The organism is Microbacterium sp. LMX7-1.2 (assembly GCF_040675935.1).
Taxonomy (GTDB): Bacteria; Actinomycetota; Actinomycetes; order Actinomycetales; family Microbacteriaceae; genus Microbacterium.
The window spans coordinates 1,371,603-1,391,917 of sequence record NZ_JBEGIL010000001.1 but is presented as its reverse complement, the minus strand read 5'-3'; the positions used below and the strand labels follow the sequence as shown (position 1 = coordinate 1,391,917).

Below are 20,315 nucleotides of genomic sequence, written 5' to 3'. Positions count from 1 at the left end.
CGCAGCAACAGTCGACTAGAAGTCGTAGTCGTCGATGTTGTCGGCGTTGAAGACCGTCGGCGGACCGACGATCACGACGCCGTCGGCGCCGACCTCGCGCTCGCCGAGATCTCCGGCCTCGAAGGTGTCACCCTCCGCGCCGGTGATGTCGCCGTCGGCGAGAGCCTTGCCGGCGAAGGCGGCGACGTATCCCAGCTGGGCCGGGTCCCACAGTGCGAACTCGGACACGGTCCCGTCCTTCACGAACGGACGCATCTCGTTCGGCAGGCCGAGCCCGGTCAGTGCGACCTTGCCCTTGTACTCCGAGGTCGAGAGGTACCGGGCAGTCGCCGCGATGCCGACGGTGGTCGGCGAGATGATGCCCTTGAGGTTCGGGTGCGCCTGCATCAGTCCCTGCGCCTCCTGGAACGACTTGGTGTCGTCGTCGTCTCCGTAGACCTTCGCGACGAGGGTGATGTCCGCGTAGTCCGGGTTCGACTCGAGCTCCTCCTCGATGTACTTGATCCACTCGTTCTGGTTCGTGGCGTTCGCGGTGGCCGAGAGGATCGCGATCTCGCCCGATCCGCCGATCTGCTCTGCGATGAGTTCCACCTGGATCAGCGCGACGTCCTTCGCGACGACCTGGCTGATGAAGAGGTCGCGGCAGTCGGGGTTCGTGTCCGAGTCGAACGCGACGATCTTCGCGCCACCGGTGCGCGCCTCCTCCAGTGCCGGGCACACGGCGTCGGGGTCGTTCGCGGCGATCACGATCACGTTCGTGCCCGCCTGCGTCTCGGCGTTGATGAAGGAGACCTGGCTCGACGCGCTCGCGTCGAGGGGGCCCACGACCTGGCTCTCGGCGAAGCCTGCGGCCTTCGCGCCATCCTCGCCGCCGCCGAGCACGACATCGGTGTACGGGTTGTTGAGCTGCTTCGGTATGAACGTGATCGTCTGCGCGCCGTCGGCGCCGGAGCCCCCGTCACCGCCGCCCGATGCGCCGGCGGCGCACCCGGTCGCGATGAGGGCGATGCCGGTGAGAGCTGCGATGCCCGAGAGACGACGTCGTCCGGAGCGGGTGCGGATCCACTGCATGTTTCTTCCTTTCCTGGGGCGCCCGCTACGAGGCGCGCACATGCCCCGTGCCGGCGGCGCGGGGAAGTTCTCGGCGCACGCGCCGGTCGTGACGCCAGGCGCTGAGGGCCTGGCCGATGCTCGGGGCGATCACGGAGGCGATCAGCAGCGAGCCGGTGACGATGATGAGGACGACCTCGGAGACGCGGCCGAGCCGTAGGGCGTAGTTGATGACTCCGATGAGCAGGACGCCGGCCACCACGCCGGGGATGGTGCCCCGGCCGCCGAAGATCGACACCCCGCCCAGCAGGACGGCGGCGATCACCGCGAGCTCGAGTCCGCTGGCGTTGTCGGAACGGGCGCTGGAGTACCGCAGCGTCCAGTAGATGCCCGCGAGCGCCGACACGGAACCCGTTCCGACGAAGAGCCAGAACTTCGCCTGGGAGACTTTGATGCCGACGAAACGCGCCGCCTCCTTGCTGAAGCCGATCGCGGGCAGCGCGCGACCGAACGGCGTGAGGTGCAAAAGGACCCCGAAGAACGCCACGACGAGGACCACGCCGATCATGACGGTGGGGATGCCGGTCGCGCCCAGCTTGGAGGTGAAGAACGCCGTCAGCTCGGCCGGGAAGTCCGCGACCGCGTTGTCGCCGATGACGACGAGAGCGAGCCCACGGAACAGCGCGAGGGTGCCGATCGTGACGGCGAGGGACGGCAGACCTGCGAACGCGACGAGTGCGCCGTTCACCGCGCCGGCGACCGCCCCGACCACGAGTCCGATCACGAGCACGAGCGCGATGTCGAAGCCCGCCTGCCAGAGCACGCCGATGACGGCGCTCGTGAGACCGGCGGTGCTCGCGACCGACAGGTCGATCTCGCCGGTGAGGATCACCAGGGTCATCGGCATGGCGATGAGCAGCACGGGGATGACGTCGAGCAGGAGGAACCCGGTCGTGACAGGGGAGGCGAAGCGGGGGATCGTGATCATCGCGACGATGATCACGGCAAGCAGCGCGTAGATCATCACGGCCGGACGCCCGAGCAGCAGGCGCTTCCATCCCGTGCGGCCGTGCGGCTCGGTCTCGAGCACGCCGGCGGCGATGACGGCGGTGGTGGTGGACTCAGACATCTCGGGCCTCACTCAGTCGGAGCTTGCGTGCGGTGCGGACGGCAGCGATGCGATCGACCAGGATCGCCGCGAGGATCAGGATGCCGACCACGGCCTGCTGCCAGAACTTGTCGACGCGCAGGGCGGTCAGGGCGCTCGTGATGGTCGTGAGCAGCACGGCGCCGATCGCGGCTCCGGCGACCGAGCCGCTGCCTCCGAAGATCGCCACCCCGCCGACCACCGCCGCGGCCACGACGTCGAGCTCCATGCCGGTGCCGGTCGTGGCGCCGACGGAGTTGAACCGGGCCGCGTAGAGCACTCCGGCGAGGCCGGCGAGAAGTCCGTTCACGACGAACGCCGTCATGACGCGTCGGGAGACCGGGATGCCGAAGACGCGCGCGGCCTCGGGGTCGGAGCCGATCGCGTAGAGGTCGCGACCGGAGCGGGCTCCCGAGAGGTAGATGCCCACGACGACCACGACGAGGAGTGCGAGCAGCGTGATGATCGGGAAGCCGAGCACCGTGTCGACGGCCAGGGCTCCGAACGCGTCGGGGCGGTCACCCGCGAAGTACTGCGTGCCTCCGGCCCAGGCGTTGTTGAGACCGCGATACACGTACAGGGTGCCGAGGGTGATGACCAGGGCCGGGACTCCCGCGACCGTGACGAGCAGGCCGTTGATCGCGCCGAGGACGGCTCCGAGCGCGAGTCCGGCGAGGAACACCACCGGGATCGGGATGCCGTCGACCTGAGCGAACAGGGTGCCGGTGAGGAAGGCCACGAGTCCCAGGATCGACCCGACCGACAGGTCGACGTTGCGGGTGAAGATCACCATGGCCTGACCGACCGCGAGGATGATCATGATGGTCGCGTTCAGCAGCAGGTCCTTCACACCCTGCGGGCTGAGGAACAGCGGGTTCGCCGCGTAGGTGACGAGGACGAGCACGACGAGCGCGGCGGCGACGGGTGTCTCACGGCGACGCAGGACGGCGCCGATCGGGGAGCGGCGCGCCGGGCGCATGTCGTCGCTGACGAGAGCGGTGGTCATTCGGCCATCTCCAGACCGTCTGCGGTCGCGGCATGCATGACCCGCTCGGGATTCGCGTCGGCCCGGGCGATCTCCGCCGTGATGCGTCCCTCGCGCATGACGACGACACGATCGGCCATGCCGAGTACTTCGGGGAGCTCCGACGAGATCATCAGGATCGCGATGCCGCGTCCCGCGAGCTCCGAGATGAGGCGGTGCACTTCGGCCTTGGTGCCGACATCGATGCCTCGGGTGGGTTCGTCGACGATGAGCAGCCGGGGGTCTGTCGCCAGCCATTTGGCGATCACGACCTTCTGCTGGTTGCCGCCCGACAACGTCGAGACCGCGAACTCCGGCGAGCCGGTCTTCACCTGCAGGCGCGACGACCACTCGTCGACGGCTCGGCGCTCCGCGCCCTGGTCGATGATGCCTGCACGGCTGAGCGCATGGCGGAGGGTGAGCGTGAGGTTGCGTCCGACCGAGAGATCCATCACGAGGCCCTGCTTGCGCCGATCCTCCGGGACGAATCCGATGCCGACGTCGATGGCGGCCTGCGGGTCGCCGGCGCGGAGCGGCTCGCCGTCCACGCGCACGGATCCGGAGTCGTAGGGGTCGATGCCGAACACGGCGCGCGCGACCTCCGTGCGTCCGGCTCCGACGAGCCCCGCGAGGGCGACGATCTCGCCCGCCCGCACCTGCAGGTCGATGCCGTGGAACACTCCGGCACGCGACAGGCCGGAGACGTCGAGGACGACGTCTCCGATCTGCGCCTCCTCCTTGGGGAAGAGCTGGTCGATGTCGCGTCCGACCATCTCGCGGACGATCTGCGCCACCGTGGCGTCGGCCGTCTCGTGGGTGCGGATGTAGCGGCCGTCGCGCATCACGGTGATGCGATCGGTGAGTGCGAAGATCTCGTCGAAGCGATGCGAGATGAAGAGGATGCCGGCTCCGTCGTCGCGCAGGGCTCGGGCCACGCCGAACAGGCGATCCACCTCCACGCCGGACAGTGCCGCAGTCGGCTCGTCCATGATGAGCACTCGGGCGTCGATCGAGATGGCCTTCGCGATCTCGATGAGCTGCTGATCGGCGATCGACAGTCCCTCGGCGGGGCGGTCCGGGTCGATCGAGACTCCGAGGCGGTCGAAGAGCTTGGTGGCCTCGAGGCGCATCGCCGAGCGGCTGATGAGTCCGAGGCGACCGCGCGGCTGGCGTCCGATGAAGATGTTCTCGGCGACGCTGAGGTCGGGGAACAAGGTCGGCTCCTGGTAGATCACCGAGATGCCCGCCGCCTTGCTGTCGGCGACGCTGCGGAACGAGACAGGCTCGCCGTCCACGAGGAACTCGCCTGCGTCGGGGTGGTGGAGCCCGGCGAGGATCTTCACGAGGGTCGACTTGCCGGCGCCGTTCTCGCCGACGAGGGCGTGGATCTCGCCCGGGAGCAGCTCGATGGTGCCGTCTGCCAGCGCCACGACGGGTCCGAACGTCTTGGCGGCGCCGCGCAGCGAGAGCAGTGCCCGGGGGTCGGGAGCGGATGCGGTGGTCATGCGCCCCACCCCGCCTGGACGCCGCCGACGCGCTCGGTGGCGATGCGTTGCTGATACCCCGAATCGGCGTATGCCTTCATGGGGTCGGCGGGGAGCCCGCGGCTCTCGCGCCATTCGGCGAGCGCGGGGCGAACGTCGCTGTAGAACGCGTCCATGAAGACGGCGTTGGCGGCGAGCACGTCCCCGGACTTCTGGGCGGCGGCCAGGGCGTCGCGGTCGACGAGCAGCGCACGCGCCGTCATCTCCTGCACGTTGAGCACCGAGCGGATCTGGCCGGGGATCTTGTCCTCGATGTTGTGGCACTGGTCGAGCATGAACGCCACGTCGGGGTTGTTCAGACCGCCGCCGCGCACGACCTCGAAGAGGATGCGGAACAGCTGGAAGGGGTCGGCGGCGCCCACGATCAGGTCGTCGTCGGCGTAGAAGCGCGAGTTGAAATCGAACGACCCGAGCTTTCCGAGGCGCAGCAGCTGCATCACGATGAATTCGATGTTCGTGCCGGGGGCGTGGTGGCCGGTGTCGAGGCACACCGATGCCTTGTCGCCGAGCGCCACCACCTGAGCGTAGGAGGTGCCCCAGTCGGGGACGTCGGTGTGGTAGAAAGCCGGCTCGAAGAACTTGTACTCCAGCACGAGGCGCTGGTCGTCGCCGAGGCGCGCGTAGATCTCCTGCAGAGACTCGTGGAGTCGATCCTGCCGACCGCGGAGGTCGGCCTGACCGGGGTAGTTCGATCCCTCCGCGAGCCAGATCTTGAGGTCGCGGCTGCCGGTCGCGTCCATGACGTCGATGCATGCGAGGTGATGGTCGATCGCCTTGCGACGGATCGCGGCATCCTCATGCGTGAGCGCGCCGAACTTGTAGTCGTCGTCCTGGAACGTGTTGGAGTTGATGGTGCCCAGAGCGACACCGAGGTCCTCGGCGTGCTTGCGCAGGTCGGCGAACGACTCGACGACGTCCCAGGGGATGTGCAGCGCGACCGTGGGCGCGAGGGCCGTGTACTTCTGAACCTGAGCGGCATCCGCGATCTTCTCCCACGGGTCGCGCGGGGTGCCGGGTGTGCCGAACACCTTGAAGCGCGTGCCGGAGTTGCCGAACGCCCAACTGGGGAGCTCGATGCCCTGTGCCTCGAGGGTGGCGAGGTGCGCGGAGGAGAGGGTTCTCATGAGGACGACCTTGTCTTCGTGGTGCCGCGTATGAATCGATTCAATACGCTCTGGAAACGAAAGTATGGGATGCATTGCGTGCTGTCAAGCGTTCGTTACACTCTGAGTTGAAGACGTGATGATTCGTTTCATCGGAGAGCGGGAGAGGTCATGGCGGTCAGCATCCGCGAGGTGGCCGAGAAGGCGGGAGTCTCGGTCGGCACGGTTTCGAACGTCCTCAATCGTCCCGAGAAGGTCGCGTCAGAGACCGTGGAGCGCGTGCAGGCGGTGATCGACCGTCTCGGCTTCGTACGCAATGACGCGGCGAGGCAGCTTCGGGCGGGTCGCAGCCGCACCATCGGCCTCGTCGTGCTCGACATCCGCAACCCGTTCTTCGCGGAGATCGCACGAGGGGCGGAGGAGCGTGCCGACGAACACGGGCTCGCCGTGCTCGTGGCGAACAGTGACGAGAAGGCGGAGCGAGAGGCGCGGCACCTCGATCTCTTCGAGGAGCAGCGTGTCGCCGGGGTGCTCGTGACACCGGTGGGCGATTCGGCGCCGCGGCTCGCGCGCATGCAGGAGCGGGGCACGCCCATCGTTCTCGTCGACCGGGAGTCCCAGGACGAGCGCTTCGCCTCGGTGGCCGTGGATGACATCGAGGGCGGGCGCATCGCCATGCAGCATCTCCTCGAGATCGGCCGCCGCCGGGTCGCATTCGTCGGGGGTCCGGTGGCGCTGCGGCAGGTATCGGATCGATTGCGCGGCGCGCAAACCGTCGCGGCGGATGCCGGGCTCGGCCTCGAGTTCATCGCGACCGGCGCGCTCACCGTCGACGAGGGGCGGCGCGCTGGTCGACAGATCCTGGAGCGCGACCCCGACCGGCGTCCCGATGCCGTCTTCGCGGCCAACGACCTGCTCGCGCTCGGCGTGCTGCAGAGCCTGGTCATGACGGGAGACGCGCGCGTTCCGCAGGACATCGCTCTGATCGGATACGACGACATCGACTTCGCAGCGGCTGCGGTCATCCCGCTGAGCTCCGTACGCCAGCCGGCTGCGCTCATCGGGTCGACCGCGGTGGACCTGCTGCTCGGCGGTACGTTCCGGACCGCGTCTGCGCCCGAGCGTGCGATCTTCCGGCCAGAACTGGTCGCCCGCGCCTCCACGCAGGGGGCATGACCCCGGTTCGTGCGTCCGCGTGGAATCCGTTACGATGGCTAGGTGCATCCGATCCTCGAGGTCAGATGCCTGGAGACGTCGCATAGTCCGGCCGAGTGCACCACCCTGCTAAGGTGGAGTCCCCTCACGGGGACCAGGGGTTCAAATCCCCTCGTCTCCGCAGAGAAAACCCCCGCCCAGGCGGGGGTTTCTTCGTTAACGGCCCTGGAAACAGCGATCCCCCTCACGGTTCGGGCCATGAGGGGGATGCGATATCTCGCTTCACTGTATGGGGGCGAGCGGACGCTGTCCTGATGCCGGATCCCCATCCCGCATCGCCGATCCCCAGAGCGGCCGGAAGCATTCGCTCCGTCGTTGGAGACGTCTCACCTTCGCATGCGTTCGCGTGCGGTTGCCAAGACTTTGTATCCGATCGCCAAGTTCGGAGCGTATCGAGGTTAAGACTTGTGTCCAAGTCCACTAACCAAAGGTCTATGCGCTGACTGCACCTTCGTTCAATCCGTCATGAAGGTGCGCGAGCGCGTTGTCCACCGCATGTTCGTAGGTAACATTTTGCTTGTCCGTATGAACAGATTGTGTGTACGTTAACGAGCATCACCTGTTCGCCCCCATCCAGGCAGTTCGAAGGAGAACCCGATGTCCGACCTCCACGCCGACGCGACCGCACGAGCCGCATCGCCGATGACGTCCACGCTGCGGACCGGATCGATCGGTCTCGGCGGGACTCTGATGCAGTCGATCGCTCAGATCTCGCCCACCCTCGGCATCTTCTACACGATCGCCTTCACGACCTCGCAGGCCGGTGGCAGCGCTCCGCTCACCTACCTCGCCGCATTCGCGCTGTGCCTGATGCTCGCGATCCCTCTCCGCGGACTCGCGCGTCATCTGCCCTCCGCCGGTGGGTTCTACACCTACGTCTCCAACGGCATCGGTCCGCGGGCCGGCTTCATGACGGGATGGCTCTACGCGGTCATGGTCACGATCGTCCCTGCGGCGCTCGCCTCCTTCACCGGGGCCATCCTGCAGGATGCTCTCAGCGCGAAGTACGGCATCGGTGTCCCCTGGTGGGTCTACGCGGTCGTCATCCTGGCTGTCTGCTTCGCCTGCGCCTACCGCGGCATCGTGATCTCCATCAAGTTCCTCGTCGTCATGACGATCTTCGAGATGCTCGTAGGACTCGCGCTCGCCGCGTGGGGCGTCGTGAACCCGGGGCCGGGCGGGGTGAGCTTCGAGGGCTTCAACCCGGCAGGCATCGAGAACGGCTCCGGCTTCTTCCTCGCCGTCGTGCTGTCGATCTTCGCCTTCACGGGATTCGAGAGCGCCGCGGCGGTGGGGGAGGAGTCCCGCGACCCTAAGAGGATCATCCCCAAGGCGATCATCGGCTCGCTCATCCTCATCGGCGTCTTCTACGTCGTGACGGCGTGGGGGCTGCAGATCGGCTGGGGAGTGGACGACCTCGAGGCCCTCGCCGGGTCGCCGACGGCTCCGGCCTTCGTGCTCGCCGACCGCGTCTTCGAGGGTGGGTCCCTGATCGTGCTCATCGCGCTCGTGAACTCCGGCCTGGGGGTGTGCATCGCGTGCACCACCAGCGCGACCCGCACCGTGTACGGGATGGCCAGGACCGGCGCGCTCCCGACCGTGCTCGCCACGGTGCAGCCGAAGCACCGCACACCGGTCGTCGCGGTCTATGTGCAGTCGGCGCTCGCCCTCCTCGTCTGCCTCGCGATCGGCATCCCGATCGGTCCGTACAACCTCTTCAACGTGTTCGGCACCACGGGGACGTTCGTGTACATCCCGATCTTCGTCCTCATGAACATCGCGGCGTACCGCTACTTCCGTCGCACGCGGCCCGAGGAGTTCAGCCCCTGGGCCTATATCGTCGCCCCCATCGTGTCCACGGCAGCGCTCGGGCTGATCGCCTTCTACAGCCTGGTGCCGCTGCCCGCCTTCCCGATCGTGCTCGCCCCATTCATCGCGCTCCTGTACGTCGGGATCGGGCTCGCCGTGCTCTTCGGACGCAATCTCCGACCAGGAAAGCGGGCGTGGATGGCGCAGGCGGGCGAGCTGCCTGATGTTGACTGATCTCGAGAAGTGTCACCGACCATCGAGAGGACCATCGACATGAACGCCGAGCAGAGACAACAGGAGATCCTGGCCCAACTCGCGGACCAGGGCGAAGTGAACGTCGCAGACCTCAGTGCGCGCTTCGGCGTCTCGGAGATGACGGCGCGCCGCGACATCATCCAGCTCGCCGCCGCGGGTCTGCTGATCCGAACGCACGGCGGAGCGGTCTCGGCGGCGAGCCGCAGCTTCGAGCCGCTGTTCGCACTGCGCAGCCGGACCAATGCGGAGGCGAAGCGGCTGATCGGGCAGGCCGTCGCCCGCGAGGTCATCGACGGCCAGACCATCGTGCTCGACGGCGGGTCGACGGGAGTCGCCATCGCGGAGGCCCTCGTCGGACGAAACCTCACGGTCTGCGCGCTGAACATCCGCGTGGCGGACATCCTGTCGGTCGACCACGCCACGCGGCTGATGATCCCCGGCGGCATGGTGCGCACCGGCGAGTCGAGTGTGATCGGCTCGGACGCGGAGGCGTCGCTGCGGCGCTATCGCTTCGACACGTACGTCATGACGGCGTCCGCGGTCGATGTCGGTGCGGGACTGACCGAATGGAACGTCGAGGATGCCGCAGTCAAACGCGCAGCGAAGGAGGTCTCGCGCCGCACCCTCGTGGCAGTGGACTCCTCCAAGTTCGGCCGCGAGGCGTTCGCCCTGATCTGCGGTCTCGACGAGATCGACCTCGTCGTCACGGACTCCTCCATCGCCACCACTCACAAGAACGAGCTCTCGGCCGCGGGGGCCGAGCTGCTCATCGCCTAGCCCCGCAGGAACGACATGGACACTTCTCACGCTTCTTCCGTTCTTCCCACATCCGTCGGCACCCTCGTGATCGGGGCCGGACCCGGCGGGTCAGCCTTCACCGCTGCGCTCGCCGCCGCCACGGACGAAACGATCCTCCTCATCGACGCAGGGCCGGATTACGGTCCGTTCGACGAGGGCAGGTGGCCGGCCGACATGCTCGATGCGCGCACCATCCCTCTGTCGCACGATTACGACCTGCGCACCCCCCGAACGTCCGGCGCCGGCACTCTCGACCTCCCCCGCGCGGCGATCGTCGGCGGCTGCTCCGCGCACAACGGGTGCACAGCATCCGTGAGCGCCCGTTACGACTACGACGAGTGGGCGGCTCAGGGAAACCCGGGGTGGGCGGCCCGCGAGGTCGAGCCACTGCTCGATGAGGTCCGGGATGCTTTCCGGGTGCGTCGCTACACGATGGACGAGCTGACTCCGCCGCAGCGTGCCTTCGTCGAGGCGGGACTCGCCGCAGGCATGCCGTTCGCCGACGACCTCGATGACATCGAGGCGGGGGAGGGTATCGGTCCGATGCCGGTGAACGTCGTCGACGGGGTGCGGTGGAACAGCGCGTTCGCCTTCCTCGACGAGGTGCGCGGTCGCCAGAACCTGACCATCCGCGGAGGTGCGCGCGCTCGTCGGCTCGTGTTCGACGGAAGCCGGGTGCAGGGAGCCGAGATCGAGATCGACGGACAGGTCGTGACCGTCCACGCGGCACGCGTCGTCGTCGCCGCCGGGGCGTACCACTCGCCGGCGATCCTGCTGCGGTCGGGCGTCGGACCTGCCGACGAGCTCACCGCCCTCGGCATCGACGTGGTCGCCGACGTGCCCGGCGTCGGCAAGCACCTCCTCGACCACGAATGCGTGCAGCTGGACTTCGCCGGCCGCCCTGGTCTCGTCGATGAACTCGCCGCTCGCGGGTGGAGCCCCGACGAGCAGACCATCGGCCGTGCCCGATCCAGTGTGTGCGACGGCGGACCCTACGACATCCACGTGTTCATGGTCGCCGGAGCGAACAGCGGACACCCGGGCCTGCCGCCGATCTCCCTCTACGGAGGCGCCATGCGCGCCCGGTCGGAAGGCACGGTCACTCTGGCGCCGGATCTCGATGTCGTGAACCCCGTGATCGATCACCGCTACGGCAGCGATCCCGACGGACACGATCGCACGGTTCTCGGTGAGGCGCTCGCTCTGCTCGAGCGCATGGTCCAGCAGCCTGTGCTCGCCGAGGTGCTCGGCCCGCGCGTCGGCGATTCCGATCCGCTCGACGACATCGTGAACTACTGCCACCCGGCGGGCACCTGCAAGATGGGCCCGCACTCCGACCCGCTCGCCGTCGTCGACAGCACCGGGAAGGTGCGCGACATCGACGGGCTCTACGTCGCCGACGCCTCGATCATGCCGTCGATCACGCGCGGGAACATCAATCTGCCGACCGCGATGATCGGCGCGAACGTCGCCCGACTCCTGCTTCGAGAGGACACGAACCGATGACCAGCACCTCACCGTTCGAGAGGAACATCAGCGAGCAGCCCGACGCTCTGCGCCGCCTCGCGGACGACAGGTCCGACGAGCGTCTCGCCGAGCTCGGCGAACGCTCGTGGGAGCGGATCGTCTTCACCGGCATGGGCAGCTCGCACACGGTCGGGCTTCCCGCGTGGCGGGCGCTCGCGCGACACGGGCGGGCCACCTGGAACGTCGACGCCGGACAGCTCCTCGACACACCGGAGCTCGTCACTCCGGACACGCTCGTGATCGCGACATCGCAGTCCGGGGCGAGCGCGGAGATCGTCGAGCTGCTCGATCGCGGAATCCGTGCCGGTGCGCTCATCGGCGTCGCCGCGAACGACGAGAGTCCGCTCGCCCGGTCCGCCGACCTCTACCTGCCGCTGCGCAGCGGTGACGAGGCCACGGTGAGCACCAAGAGCTACCTCAATTCGTTGGTCGTGCACCACCGGATCGCCGCCGCGTTCGGCGCGATCGACAGTGCCGCCGTCGAAGAGCAGATTCCGACCTCCGCCGACCGGATCGAGGCACTGATCGATCTCGACCTGATGCGGATCGCGCAGAATGCGCTGGCCGTCGATCGTCCGCGTCTCGCGACGATCGGGTGGGGGGATGCCGCGGCGACGGCGCTCTTCGCCGCGCTGATCGGCAAGGAGTCGTCGAAGGTCGCGATCGAGGGCTTCGTCGGCGGCGAGTTCCGGCACGGACCCTACGAATTGGCCGGCCCCGGGTTCACCGGCGTGTTCTTCGGAGCGTCCCGCGACGACGCCGACGGCCCGCTCGGCCGCATCGCCAGCGACCTCCTCGATTCGGGTGCCTCCGTCGTGCTGGTCGGCGACCTGCGCCTCGACGGGGCGACGACGGTCGACGTGCGCGCAGACGGATCCCTGGGCGCTCTCCTGGAGCAGTCCGTGGTGGCTCAGAGGATCGCGGTGGCGATCGCGCGCGAGAACGGCGTCGTGCCGGGGGCATTCGCCTACGGCAGCAAAGTCACGGCGACGCTGTGAGGCGATCATGAGCGACGATCTCCGGATCGGGATCGATCTCGGCGGAACCGGCACCAGGGTCGCGCTCGTGGCACCGGACGGGACCGTGGTCGACAGGGTGTCCTACGCGACGGCTACGGGGCGGGCGTTCGCCGTTCGGGGCCTGATCGACGCCGTTCGCGGCGTGATCGGCACGAGGCGCGTGGTGTCGATCGGCATCGGCGCGAGCGGACCGGTCGACCGCGCCGGCATCATCCGCAATCCGGCGACGCTCCCGGCGTTCACCGGTGTCGACCTGCGCGCGGTGCTGCGGGCGGAGTTCGACGTGCCGGTGGCGATCGACAACGATGCGGTCGCAGCCGCGGTCTACGAGTCGATCGTGGGGGCGGGGGCCGGAGCGGAGTCGCTGCTGGTGGTGACGCTCGGCACCGGTGTAGGTGTCGCCGCGCTCTCCGGAGGGCGGCCTGTCCGGGGCGCCGACGGAGAGCATCCCGAGGCCGGTCATCGCCTCGTCGATGCGGCGACCGCAACGTGCTACTGCGGACGGTCGTCGTGCTGGGAGCAGGCGGTGTCGCGCACGGCGCTGCAGAGCGCGGCCCAGGCGATGCAGCCCGAGGCCTCCGATCCGTCGACGGCGCTCGCGGATCTCGCGGCGAGAGCACGAGGGGGAGAGGGGCGAGCACTGTCGGTCTTCGAGGAGTTCGGGCGGCTGCTCGGCGCGGGGCTCGCCGATCTCCAGACCGTGTTCCGCGTCGATGCGATCGCGGTGGGCGGCAGCGCATCCCAGTTCGCCGATCTCATCGGGGAACCCGCGCGCCGCGAGTTCCGTCGTCTCGACTCGTACCGCTCACAGCCCGAGATCGCCTACTCCGACGCCGGGGAGCTCGGCGGTGCGGTGGGGGCCGCGCTGCTCGATCCGCGCTGGTGCGACGGCACCTCGGACGTGCGGCCCTGAGGGTGCTCACACACAGACCCGCATCGGCGCAAGGCCGTCCCGGCACAACCTGAGGCGATGCAATGCTGGCCTCATGAAGCTCGTGTCGTACGCAGGTCAGCAGCTGGTCACCACCGACGAAGTCGCCGACGCCCTCGTGGTGCTCGCTGCGGCGATCGCCAACGAGGGGGAGTCGGAGGCGCTGCAGATCCCGATCGTCGTCGACGGCAGGGCGGACACGGCGGAGCTCGTGGTGGGCCTCGGCAACGACGTGCTTGTCGGGCCGAGCGCCTCGGAGAATGCCGATCCCGACTTCAGCGAGCAGGCTGCGAAGATGCGCTCGCACCCGCGTTTCCCCCGCGGCGAGTCCACGGGGATCACCCCGTCGGACATCGACTGGGATGTCGAGGGGCTCGACGACTTCGACATCCGTCCCTGACGCGCCTCCCGCGTCTGAGCACGTCGATAGGGTCGCAGTATGTCTGCGACCAGTGTGCTGTTCATCGGAGGGACGGGGATCATCTCCTCGGCGGCGAGCGAGTTCGCCGCGCGACGCGGTATGGAGGTGACGATGCTCAACCGGGGGCGCTCACGTCGTGAGCCCGCGGACGGCATCGAAGTGCTCACGGCGGATGCGTCGGATGCGGATGCGGTCGACGCGGCGCTGGCCGGTCGCGAGTTCGACGTCGTGGTCGACATGATCGCCTTCACTCCCGCGCAGGTGCAGCGCGACATCGACCGGTTCGAGGGGCGCACGGGGCAGTACGTGTTCATCAGTTCGGCCTCGGCCTATCAGAAGCCCGTCGCGCACCTGCCGATCACGGAGTCCACGCCGCTGCGCAACCCGTTCTGGCAGTACTCGCGCGACAAGATCGCGTGCGAGGACCTCCTCACCGCCGCATACCGTGACCGCGGATTCCCGATGACCGTGGTGAGGCCGTCGCACACCTACGACAAGTGGACCATCCCGGCTTTCGGCGGGTGGACGGCGATCGACCGCATCCGCCGCGGCGAGGAGATCGTGGTCCACGGCGACGGCACCTCGCTGTGGACGCTGACGCACTCGAGCGACTTCGCCGTCGGGTTCGTCGGGCTCCTCGGCAATCCGCTGGCCTTCGGCGACACGTTTCAGATCACGAGCGACTTCGTCTACACCTGGAACGAGATCTACGGGATGCTGGGGCGCGCCGCCGGCGCCGAGCCGCGGATCCGATACGCCACGAGCGCGGCGATCGAGGAAGCGGTGCCCGAGCGTGCGGGGCAGCTGACAGGCGACATGGCGCACTCGGTGGTCTTCGACAACTCCAAGATCCGCCGACTCGTCCCCGACTTCGCGCCGACGGTCGGGCTGCACACCGCCGCGCGCGAGATCATCGACTGGCACGACACGCACCCCGAACTGCAGCGCGTCGATCCCGCGATGAACGCGCTGTTCGACGGGCTGACCGCGTAGCGGGGCTCGCCGCCTATACGGCGGCGAGCACCGCGAGGACGTTGCCCGCAGGGTCCCTGAACCAGGCGATGTCCGGCCCCCGACCCGGCTCGCCGTGTGAGATGCCTTTGGCGTCGGTGCCGAGCTGAGGGTCGTCGTAGATCTTCGTGACGACGCCGCGTGCGTTGAGCTCGTCGACCGCGGCCTCGACGTCGTCGACGGGGAAGTTGAGGATCGTGAAGCTCGCGGGCGTGTGATTCGGCTTGGCGTAGACGAGGATGGACCCGCCGTCGTTCAGCCGGATGTCGAGGAAGCCCATGGCGTTGGTGGTGACGTCCATGCCGAGGACGTCGCCGTAGAAGGCCCGGGCCGCATCGATGTCGTCGACGCTGAATCCACTGAATGCGTGTGTGCTCTGGAATGCCGTCATGGGTTCAGCATGCGCCTGTGGCCTTCGGCTGTCCACCCGTTCTCAGGGCGCGGGGGAATGCACCGGGAAAGTCCAGGGAAGTCATTACTTCCGCGTGGAGGTTTCTGCTAGTCTGACCGCGGGCAGAATGCACTGCCCGTCCCCTCGAAGGAAGACGAAGGAAGGTCACCGTGGCCCTGCCAGAAGCATCGGTCCAGCTGTACACGCTCGCGGCGGAGTTCTCCGCCGACATGGGAGGCTCGCTCGACAAGCTCGCCGCCATCGGCCTGCGCAACGTGGAGGCGTTCGACTTCGTCCGCCGTCCCGACGAGATCCGCGCGGCGCTCGACGCCTCGGGTCTCGCCTCGCCCACGGGCCACGCGCCCCTGCTGTCGGACGAGCTGTGGACCCCGGACGGCTCCATCCCCACCCCGGCCCCCGAGGTCGTGTTCGAGGCCGCCGCGAAGGTCGGCATGAAGACCGTCATCGACCCGTTCGTCGCACCCGAGCGCTGGTTCACGCTCGAGGGCGTCACCGACATCGCCGACCGCCTCAACGCGCTCGTCGAGACCGCAGCGGGCTTCGGCCTGGAGGTCGGTTACCACAACCACGCGCAGGAGTTCGTCGAGAGCTTCGACGGCGAGACCGCGTTCGAGCGCTTCGTGGCGCTGACCGACGAGCGCGTCGTCGTCGAGCTCGACCTGTACTGGGCTCTGGTCGGCGGCCAGGACGTGACGGCGCTCGTCTCGCGCCTCGGTGACCGCCTCGTGGCCGCGCACGTCAAGGACGGCGTCGCCCCCGCGAGCAACCCGTTCGCGCCCGGCGCGCCGGAGTTCGGCTCGGACAGCCTCGACCAGCGTCACGCCGGCACGGGCGACGTGCCCCTCGCGGACGCGCTGCGCGCGGCATCCGCTCTGAAGTACGCCATCATCGAGTACGACAACGCTCCCGGCGACGTCTTCGCGGACATCGCCGCGAGCTACTCGTTCCTCGTCGAGGGCGGTTTCGCCCGATGAGCGCGGTCGGCATCGGAATCATCGGCGTCGGCGTCATCAGTGACACCTATCTGCAGAACCTCTCGTCGTTCCCCGACACCGAGGTCCTCATCGTGGGCGACCTGCTGCTCGACCGCGCCCAGGCTCAGGCCGAGAAGTACGGTGTTCCCGCGTTCGGCTCGGCAGAGGACGTCCTCGCCCACCCGGGCGTCGACCTGATCGTGAACCTCACGATCCCGGCCGTGCACATCGAGGTCTCCCGTGCCGCGATCGCCGCAGGCAAGCACGTGTGGACCGAGAAGCCCCTCGGACTCGACCGCGCCGGCGCGGCGGAACTCCTCCGCGAGGCGGAGGCCGCTGGTCTGCGCGTCGGATCCGCTCCGGACACGCTGCTCGGCCCGGGCTTCCAGGCTGCACGTCGCGCGATCGAGAGCGGCGTCATCGGCCGCCCGCTGTTCGCGCAGACCATGTTCCAGACGCAGGGCCCCGACCTGTGGCACCCGAGCCCGGCGTTCCTCTTCGCCGAGGGCGCGGGTCCGCTGCTCGACATGGGCCCGTACTACTTCTCGGCTCTCGTGAGTCTGCTCGGACCCGTCGACCACGTCGCGGCCGTCGGCTCGAAGGCGCGTGAGGAACGGGAGATCCACACGGGTCCGAACGCGGGGACGACGTTCCCGGTCGAGGTCCCCTCGACGATCCAGATCGTCACGGCGTTCGAGGCCGGCGCGCAGGCGCAGAGCCTGCTGAGCTTCGACTCCGCGCTCGAGCGCCATGGCATCGTCGAGATCCACGGCACCGAAGGCACGATCGTCCTGCCCGACCCGAACGCGTTCGCCGGCCGGATCGCGTACGTCAAGCCGCTCGGGGTCATCCGCGACGGCATGTCGTTCGAGCAGGAGTGGATCGAGATCGAGCACGCCGATCTCGAGGTGGGCCGTGGTCTCGGCGCCCTCGACATGGTGCGCGCGATCGCCGAAGGACGCCCGCACGTGGCCTCCGGCGAGCTCGGCTTCCACGTGCTCGACATTCTGCTCTCGGCGCAGGAGTCGGCCGCGACCGGCGCCGCGGTGACCGTGGAGAGCACGGTCGCTCCGGTGCCGCTGCTGCCCGAGGGGTTCGACCCCTTCGCCGCGACGCTCTGACGAGCGCATCTCTCCGGTCCGCGGGCCCGTCGACGTCGAGTCGGCGGGCCCGCGGTCTGCGTGCGCCACGTCTGGGCGGGCGCACGCCCCGGATGCCGTCGGTGGGGCGCTCAGGCGGAGTCGCGACCGCCCGCGAGCAGATCGTCGAGGAGCTCGAGCGCGGCGCCGTGGTCGACGGAGGGGTCGAGGAGCCACTGGGTCTGGAGGCCGTCGGAGGCCGCGATGACGAGCGCCGACACGAGGTCGGCGTCGAGGTCGGCGCGCAGATCGCCCGTGGCCTGGAGTTCGCGCACCCGGTCGGCCATCTGCACACGGAGGCGCGAGAAGCGCTGCGTCGCGAACTCGTGGGCTGCCGAATGCCCTTCCTCGAGCGCTGAGGCGACGAGCGTCGAGTAGAGCTGCACGAGGCCGGGGATGTTCCGGTTCTCCTCGGCGGACACCCGCATCATCCGAGCCGGGCTCAATCCCGATGGCTCCGGGTGCTCGGTGTCGTTGCGACGCTCGGACTCGCGGTACACCGCGACGAGCAGCTCTTCGAGAGAGCCGAAGTAGTGCGTGAGGGCCGCGTGGGTGACACCGACCTCCTGCGCGATGGACCGCAGACTGGTGCGCTTCGACCCGCGCGTCGCGAAGACCTCGATCGCCTTGTCGAGGATCTCCTGACGACGGGCGATGCCCTTCGCGTAGCGCCCCGGACTGCGGGGTTCGTCGGCGGAGGGAGTGGTCATGCTCCGATGATAGCGAGGATCGGGAGCAAAAACCTCCGTTCGGAGGTTCTGTGGTGCGACCGCGACGTGGGCTCAGGGGCGCACCTGGTTGACGAGCTCATCGCCCGCGAGGAACCGTGCGACGTTGTCGTCGATCAGCGCGCTCGCGCCGACCGGACGGTTGCCCGCGACATGCGGCGTGATGAGGAGATTCGGAGCATCCCACAGCGGATCATCCGAGGGGAGCGGCTCGGCCTTCGCGACGTCGATCGCCGCAGAGCGCAGGCGCCCCGATCGGAGAGCGGCGATCAGCGCCGACTCGTCGACGGTAGCCCCGCGACCCACGTTGACGAACGCGGCACCGGGCTTCAGGGACTCGAACACGCCGGAGTCGAAGAGGTCGGTCGTCTCAGGAGTCGCGGGAAGCAGCGACACGAGCACGTCGGTCTCGGCGAGCACGGCCGTCGCGTCGGCATCCGCGTGCACGGGGAAGCCCGCTCGAGTGCCGGCGCTCCGGGCGATGCCGTGCACCTCGGCGCCGAGCAGCTGCAGTACGGGTGCGAGCGTCGCCGCAATCGACCCGAACCCCCAGATCGTGACTCGGGCGCCGGCGAGCGTGTAGTCGGAGCGCGTCGCCGAGGCGCTCTGCGCGACATTGAACTCCTCGTCCCAGCGGTGCTCGCCCTGGGCGTCGCGCAGCGCGTCGAGGCGGCGAACGGCCGCGAGGATCAGCGCGAGCGCGTGCTCGGCGACCGGGCCGTCGTGCAGCGAGCGTCCCGAGCAGATCCGCACGTCGTCGGGGAAGCCCGAGCGCAGCACGACATCGGCACCCGAGGCGAGAGCCTGCACGAGACGGAGGTCGGGCAGGTCGCGTGCCGCCTGCTCGAGCTGGGCGCCTGAGTTGTGCCAGACGACGAGCACCTCGGCGTCTCGGTGCTCGGCGGGGATCTCGGCGCGGACGTCGTAGACGACCACGTCCGCATCGCTCGTGAGCGCCAGATCGATGGTGTCGGGGATCAGGATCTTCATTTCGCCTCCGGACTCCACCGTATCGAGTGTGCGGCGCGGGCGTCTCGTCTCGCTGCGCTCGCTCAACGACCGAGGGAGTGCGCGGCAGCGCGGCGTTCGTCACTGTGACCGGTCGTTGAACGAGGAGCGGAGCGACGAGACGAAACGTGCCGATCGCCGATCAGGCCGTCGACTCGCGCCAGCGGATCGTGAACAGGTCGGTCGGCCGCGGGGGAGCATCGGTGCCGCGCACCGCTGCGATGAGACGATGCATCGCGTACGCGCCGAGACGCTCGCGATCCTGCGAGACGCTCGTGAGCGATGGCACCAGGAAGGCGCTCTGGTGCAGGTCGTCCCAACCGGTCACGGCGAGGTCCTCGGGCATGCGCCATCCGCGCAGCGTCGCGGCGCGGATGACCCCGGTGGCGATCACGTCGTTGCCGGCGATCACGGCGAGCGGAAGCGCATCGTCGGGCAGGGCCGCGACGGCATCCTCTCCGGCCTCCCCGCTCCACTCGCCGCCGATCACGCCCAGCGATTCGAGTCCCAGACGCTCCACGGTCTGCTGATAGGCCGCCTGACGGGCGCGTGCCGAGGGGAAGTCCTGCGGCCCTGCGACGTGCAGGAAGCGCCGACGCCCACGGGAGGCGAGATGCTCGATCAGGTCGACGAGGGGCCTGGCATCGGCGAACTCGCCGCTCATGTGCATCTCGTCGTCCATCTCGCCCGCGGCGAGCACGACGGTCGCACTGTCGTCGGAGACCAGCGGGAGGGGGCTGAACGACAGGATGCCCTCATATGCCCCGGCCTCGATGAGTTCGGCCAATCGCCCGTCGCGTTCGGCGGGGTCCTCGGGGAGGCTGACGACCTCGACCGCGTACCCCTCGTCGCGGGCGGCGGCGATCGCGCCCGACAGCAGGGTGAGTGGATGCATGGTCGCGATCGGCACGACCACGGCGAGACGTCCACTGCGCTGCGTGCGCATGGAGCGGGCCGCGAGGTTGGGGCGGTAGTTCAGCTCGGCCGCGGCCTGCAGCACCCTGTCCCGGGTGGCCTCCGAGATGCCGGGGCGCCCGGTGAGCACGAAGGACACGGTCGACTGCGACACCCCGGCGAGGTGCGCGACGTCGTGGCTCGTGGGGCGCTTGTCCATGGCATCCTCTCGATGGCCGGTGGTCGGGGTTGACGCACGAGGCGTTCTCCCCGATAGTAGCTACTACGTCTTAGTAATACGTAGTA

19 protein-coding genes and 1 tRNA gene are annotated in these 20,315 nt (G+C 68.8%); 11 read left to right on the top strand and 9 right to left on the bottom strand.

Features of this window, described 5'->3' with window-relative positions:
• Positions 1–15 precede the first annotated feature (15 nt).
• The 5 genes from rhaS to rhaI are packed head-to-tail and all read right to left on the bottom strand — an operon-like array spanning position 16 to position 5,889.
• Entirely contained in the window at positions 16–1,071 is a 1,056-nt protein-coding gene (rhaS, locus tag MRBLMX7_RS06830) for a rhamnose ABC transporter substrate-binding protein (RefSeq protein WP_363366937.1), read from the bottom strand.
• A 25-nt stretch (positions 1,072–1,096) separates the two neighbouring features.
• The gene (locus MRBLMX7_RS06825) at positions 1,097–2,179 is read right to left on the bottom strand and encodes an ABC transporter permease (protein WP_363366935.1); all 1,083 of its coding nucleotides are present in this window, start codon (positions 2,177–2,179) and stop codon (positions 1,097–1,099) included.
• Positions 2,172–3,203: an ABC transporter permease gene (locus MRBLMX7_RS06820; RefSeq protein ID WP_363366933.1), complete on the bottom strand. Its 1,032-nt coding sequence runs from the start codon at positions 3,201–3,203 to the stop codon at positions 2,172–2,174. The genes MRBLMX7_RS06825 and MRBLMX7_RS06820 overlap by 8 nt, the downstream gene beginning before the upstream one ends.
• Positions 3,200–4,726: a sugar ABC transporter ATP-binding protein gene (locus MRBLMX7_RS06815; RefSeq protein WP_363366932.1), complete on the bottom strand. Its 1,527-nt coding sequence runs from the start codon at positions 4,724–4,726 to the stop codon at positions 3,200–3,202. Before MRBLMX7_RS06815 ends, MRBLMX7_RS06820 begins: the two co-directional genes overlap by 4 nt.
• Positions 4,723–5,889 carry an L-rhamnose isomerase gene (gene rhaI, locus MRBLMX7_RS06810; RefSeq protein WP_363366930.1) on the bottom strand — a complete coding sequence of 389 codons (1,167 nt, stop codon included), beginning with the start codon at positions 5,887–5,889 and terminating at the stop codon, positions 4,723–4,725. The genes MRBLMX7_RS06815 and rhaI overlap by 4 nt, the downstream gene beginning before the upstream one ends.
• 150 nt (positions 5,890–6,039) lie before the next feature.
• Here rhaI and MRBLMX7_RS06805 point away from each other — a divergent pair, with 150 nt between their 5' ends.
• The 9 genes from MRBLMX7_RS06805 to MRBLMX7_RS06765 all read left to right on the top strand — a co-directional run bounded on the left by MRBLMX7_RS06805 (position 6,040) and on the right by MRBLMX7_RS06765 (position 14,836).
• Entirely contained in the window at positions 6,040–7,044 is a 1,005-nt protein-coding gene (locus tag MRBLMX7_RS06805; protein ID WP_363366928.1) for a LacI family DNA-binding transcriptional regulator, read from the top strand.
• A gap of 71 nt (positions 7,045–7,115) precedes the next feature.
• Positions 7,116–7,204 (top strand) — tRNA-Ser (locus MRBLMX7_RS06800).
• Positions 7,205–7,680: 476 nt separating this feature from the next.
• Positions 7,681–9,126, top strand: a complete 1,446-nt coding sequence (locus MRBLMX7_RS06795; RefSeq protein ID WP_363366926.1) for an APC family permease — start codon at positions 7,681–7,683, stop codon at positions 9,124–9,126.
• A 39-nt stretch (positions 9,127–9,165) separates the two neighbouring features.
• Positions 9,166–9,924 (top strand): DeoR/GlpR family DNA-binding transcription regulator, encoded by a 759-nt coding sequence (locus MRBLMX7_RS06790; protein WP_363366924.1) that lies wholly within the window; start codon positions 9,166–9,168, stop codon positions 9,922–9,924.
• Positions 9,925–9,939: 15 nt separating this feature from the next.
• The gene (locus MRBLMX7_RS06785) at positions 9,940–11,451 is read left to right on the top strand and encodes a GMC family oxidoreductase (RefSeq protein WP_363366922.1); all 1,512 of its coding nucleotides are present in this window, start codon (positions 9,940–9,942) and stop codon (positions 11,449–11,451) included.
• A complete protein-coding gene (locus tag MRBLMX7_RS06780) occupies positions 11,448–12,470 on the top strand; it encodes an SIS domain-containing protein (protein WP_363366920.1) in 1,023 nt (340 codons plus the stop codon). Before MRBLMX7_RS06785 ends, MRBLMX7_RS06780 begins: the two co-directional genes overlap by 4 nt.
• Positions 12,471–12,477: 7 nt before the next feature.
• A complete protein-coding gene (locus MRBLMX7_RS06775; RefSeq protein WP_363366918.1) occupies positions 12,478–13,404 on the top strand; it encodes an ROK family protein in 927 nt (308 codons plus the stop codon).
• Between the two features lie 73 nt (positions 13,405–13,477).
• Positions 13,478–13,822, top strand: coding sequence for a hypothetical protein (locus MRBLMX7_RS06770; RefSeq protein ID WP_363366916.1), 345 nt, complete (start codon positions 13,478–13,480; stop codon positions 13,820–13,822).
• Positions 13,823–13,861: 39 nt separating this feature from the next.
• Positions 13,862–14,836 carry an NAD-dependent epimerase/dehydratase family protein gene (locus MRBLMX7_RS06765; RefSeq protein WP_363366915.1) on the top strand — a complete coding sequence of 325 codons (975 nt, stop codon included), beginning with the start codon at positions 13,862–13,864 and terminating at the stop codon, positions 14,834–14,836.
• Between the two features lie 13 nt (positions 14,837–14,849).
• On the opposite strand, the gene MRBLMX7_RS06760 is transcribed toward MRBLMX7_RS06765, so the two are convergent.
• The gene (locus MRBLMX7_RS06760) at positions 14,850–15,245 is read right to left on the bottom strand and encodes a VOC family protein (RefSeq protein ID WP_050721899.1); all 396 of its coding nucleotides are present in this window, start codon (positions 15,243–15,245) and stop codon (positions 14,850–14,852) included.
• 170 nt (positions 15,246–15,415) lie between these two features.
• On the opposite strand from MRBLMX7_RS06760, the gene MRBLMX7_RS06755 reads away from it, so the two are divergent.
• A complete protein-coding gene (locus MRBLMX7_RS06755) occupies positions 15,416–16,240 on the top strand; it encodes a sugar phosphate isomerase/epimerase family protein (RefSeq protein WP_363366912.1) in 825 nt (274 codons plus the stop codon).
• Positions 16,237–17,361 carry a Gfo/Idh/MocA family protein gene (locus tag MRBLMX7_RS06750; protein ID WP_363366910.1) on the top strand — a complete coding sequence of 375 codons (1,125 nt, stop codon included), beginning with the start codon at positions 16,237–16,239 and terminating at the stop codon, positions 17,359–17,361. The genes MRBLMX7_RS06755 and MRBLMX7_RS06750 overlap by 4 nt, the downstream gene beginning before the upstream one ends.
• Positions 17,362–17,471: 110 nt before the next feature.
• On the opposite strand, the gene MRBLMX7_RS06745 is transcribed toward MRBLMX7_RS06750, so the two are convergent.
• The 3 genes from MRBLMX7_RS06745 to MRBLMX7_RS06735 all read right to left on the bottom strand — a co-directional run bounded on the left by MRBLMX7_RS06745 (position 17,472) and on the right by MRBLMX7_RS06735 (position 20,229).
• Entirely contained in the window at positions 17,472–18,089 is a 618-nt protein-coding gene (locus tag MRBLMX7_RS06745; protein WP_050721896.1) for a TetR/AcrR family transcriptional regulator, read from the bottom strand.
• 72 nt (positions 18,090–18,161) lie between these two features.
• On the bottom strand, positions 18,162–19,097 hold the full coding sequence (locus MRBLMX7_RS06740) for an NAD(P)-dependent oxidoreductase (protein WP_363366908.1): 936 nt from the start codon (positions 19,095–19,097) through the stop codon (positions 18,162–18,164).
• Between the two features lie 160 nt (positions 19,098–19,257).
• A complete protein-coding gene (locus tag MRBLMX7_RS06735; protein WP_363366906.1) occupies positions 19,258–20,229 on the bottom strand; it encodes a LacI family DNA-binding transcriptional regulator in 972 nt (323 codons plus the stop codon).
• Positions 20,230–20,315 lie beyond the last annotated feature (86 nt).

Excerpts from the sequence above, each read along its gene's own strand:
- rhaS (WP_363366937.1), bottom strand. The coding sequence starts at position 1,071 with ATGCAGTGGATCCGCACCCGCTCCGGACGACGTCGTCTCTCGGGCATC.
- MRBLMX7_RS06825 (WP_363366935.1), bottom strand. The coding sequence starts at position 2,179 with ATGTCTGAGTCCACCACCACCGCCGTCATCGCCGCCGGCGTGCTCGAG.
- MRBLMX7_RS06820 (WP_363366933.1), bottom strand. The coding sequence starts at position 3,203 with ATGACCACCGCTCTCGTCAGCGACGACATGCGCCCGGCGCGCCGCTCC.
- MRBLMX7_RS06815 (WP_363366932.1), bottom strand. The coding sequence starts at position 4,726 with ATGACCACCGCATCCGCTCCCGACCCCCGGGCACTGCTCTCGCTGCGC.
- rhaI (WP_363366930.1), bottom strand. The coding sequence starts at position 5,889 with ATGAGAACCCTCTCCTCCGCGCACCTCGCCACCCTCGAGGCACAGGGC.
- MRBLMX7_RS06805 (WP_363366928.1), top strand. The coding sequence starts at position 6,040 with ATGGCGGTCAGCATCCGCGAGGTGGCCGAGAAGGCGGGAGTCTCGGTC.
- MRBLMX7_RS06795 (WP_363366926.1), top strand. The coding sequence starts at position 7,681 with ATGTCCGACCTCCACGCCGACGCGACCGCACGAGCCGCATCGCCGATG.
- MRBLMX7_RS06790 (WP_363366924.1), top strand. The coding sequence starts at position 9,166 with ATGAACGCCGAGCAGAGACAACAGGAGATCCTGGCCCAACTCGCGGAC.
- MRBLMX7_RS06785 (WP_363366922.1), top strand. The coding sequence starts at position 9,940 with ATGGACACTTCTCACGCTTCTTCCGTTCTTCCCACATCCGTCGGCACC.
- MRBLMX7_RS06780 (WP_363366920.1), top strand. The coding sequence starts at position 11,448 with ATGACCAGCACCTCACCGTTCGAGAGGAACATCAGCGAGCAGCCCGAC.
- MRBLMX7_RS06775 (WP_363366918.1), top strand. The coding sequence starts at position 12,478 with ATGAGCGACGATCTCCGGATCGGGATCGATCTCGGCGGAACCGGCACC.
- MRBLMX7_RS06770 (WP_363366916.1), top strand. The coding sequence starts at position 13,478 with ATGAAGCTCGTGTCGTACGCAGGTCAGCAGCTGGTCACCACCGACGAA.
- MRBLMX7_RS06765 (WP_363366915.1), top strand. The coding sequence starts at position 13,862 with ATGTCTGCGACCAGTGTGCTGTTCATCGGAGGGACGGGGATCATCTCC.
- MRBLMX7_RS06760 (WP_050721899.1), bottom strand. The coding sequence starts at position 15,245 with ATGACGGCATTCCAGAGCACACACGCATTCAGTGGATTCAGCGTCGAC.
- MRBLMX7_RS06750 (WP_363366910.1), top strand. The coding sequence starts at position 16,237 with ATGAGCGCGGTCGGCATCGGAATCATCGGCGTCGGCGTCATCAGTGAC.
- MRBLMX7_RS06745 (WP_050721896.1), bottom strand. The coding sequence starts at position 18,089 with ATGACCACTCCCTCCGCCGACGAACCCCGCAGTCCGGGGCGCTACGCG.
- MRBLMX7_RS06740 (WP_363366908.1), bottom strand. The coding sequence starts at position 19,097 with ATGAAGATCCTGATCCCCGACACCATCGATCTGGCGCTCACGAGCGAT.
- MRBLMX7_RS06735 (WP_363366906.1), bottom strand. The coding sequence starts at position 20,229 with ATGGACAAGCGCCCCACGAGCCACGACGTCGCGCACCTCGCCGGGGTG.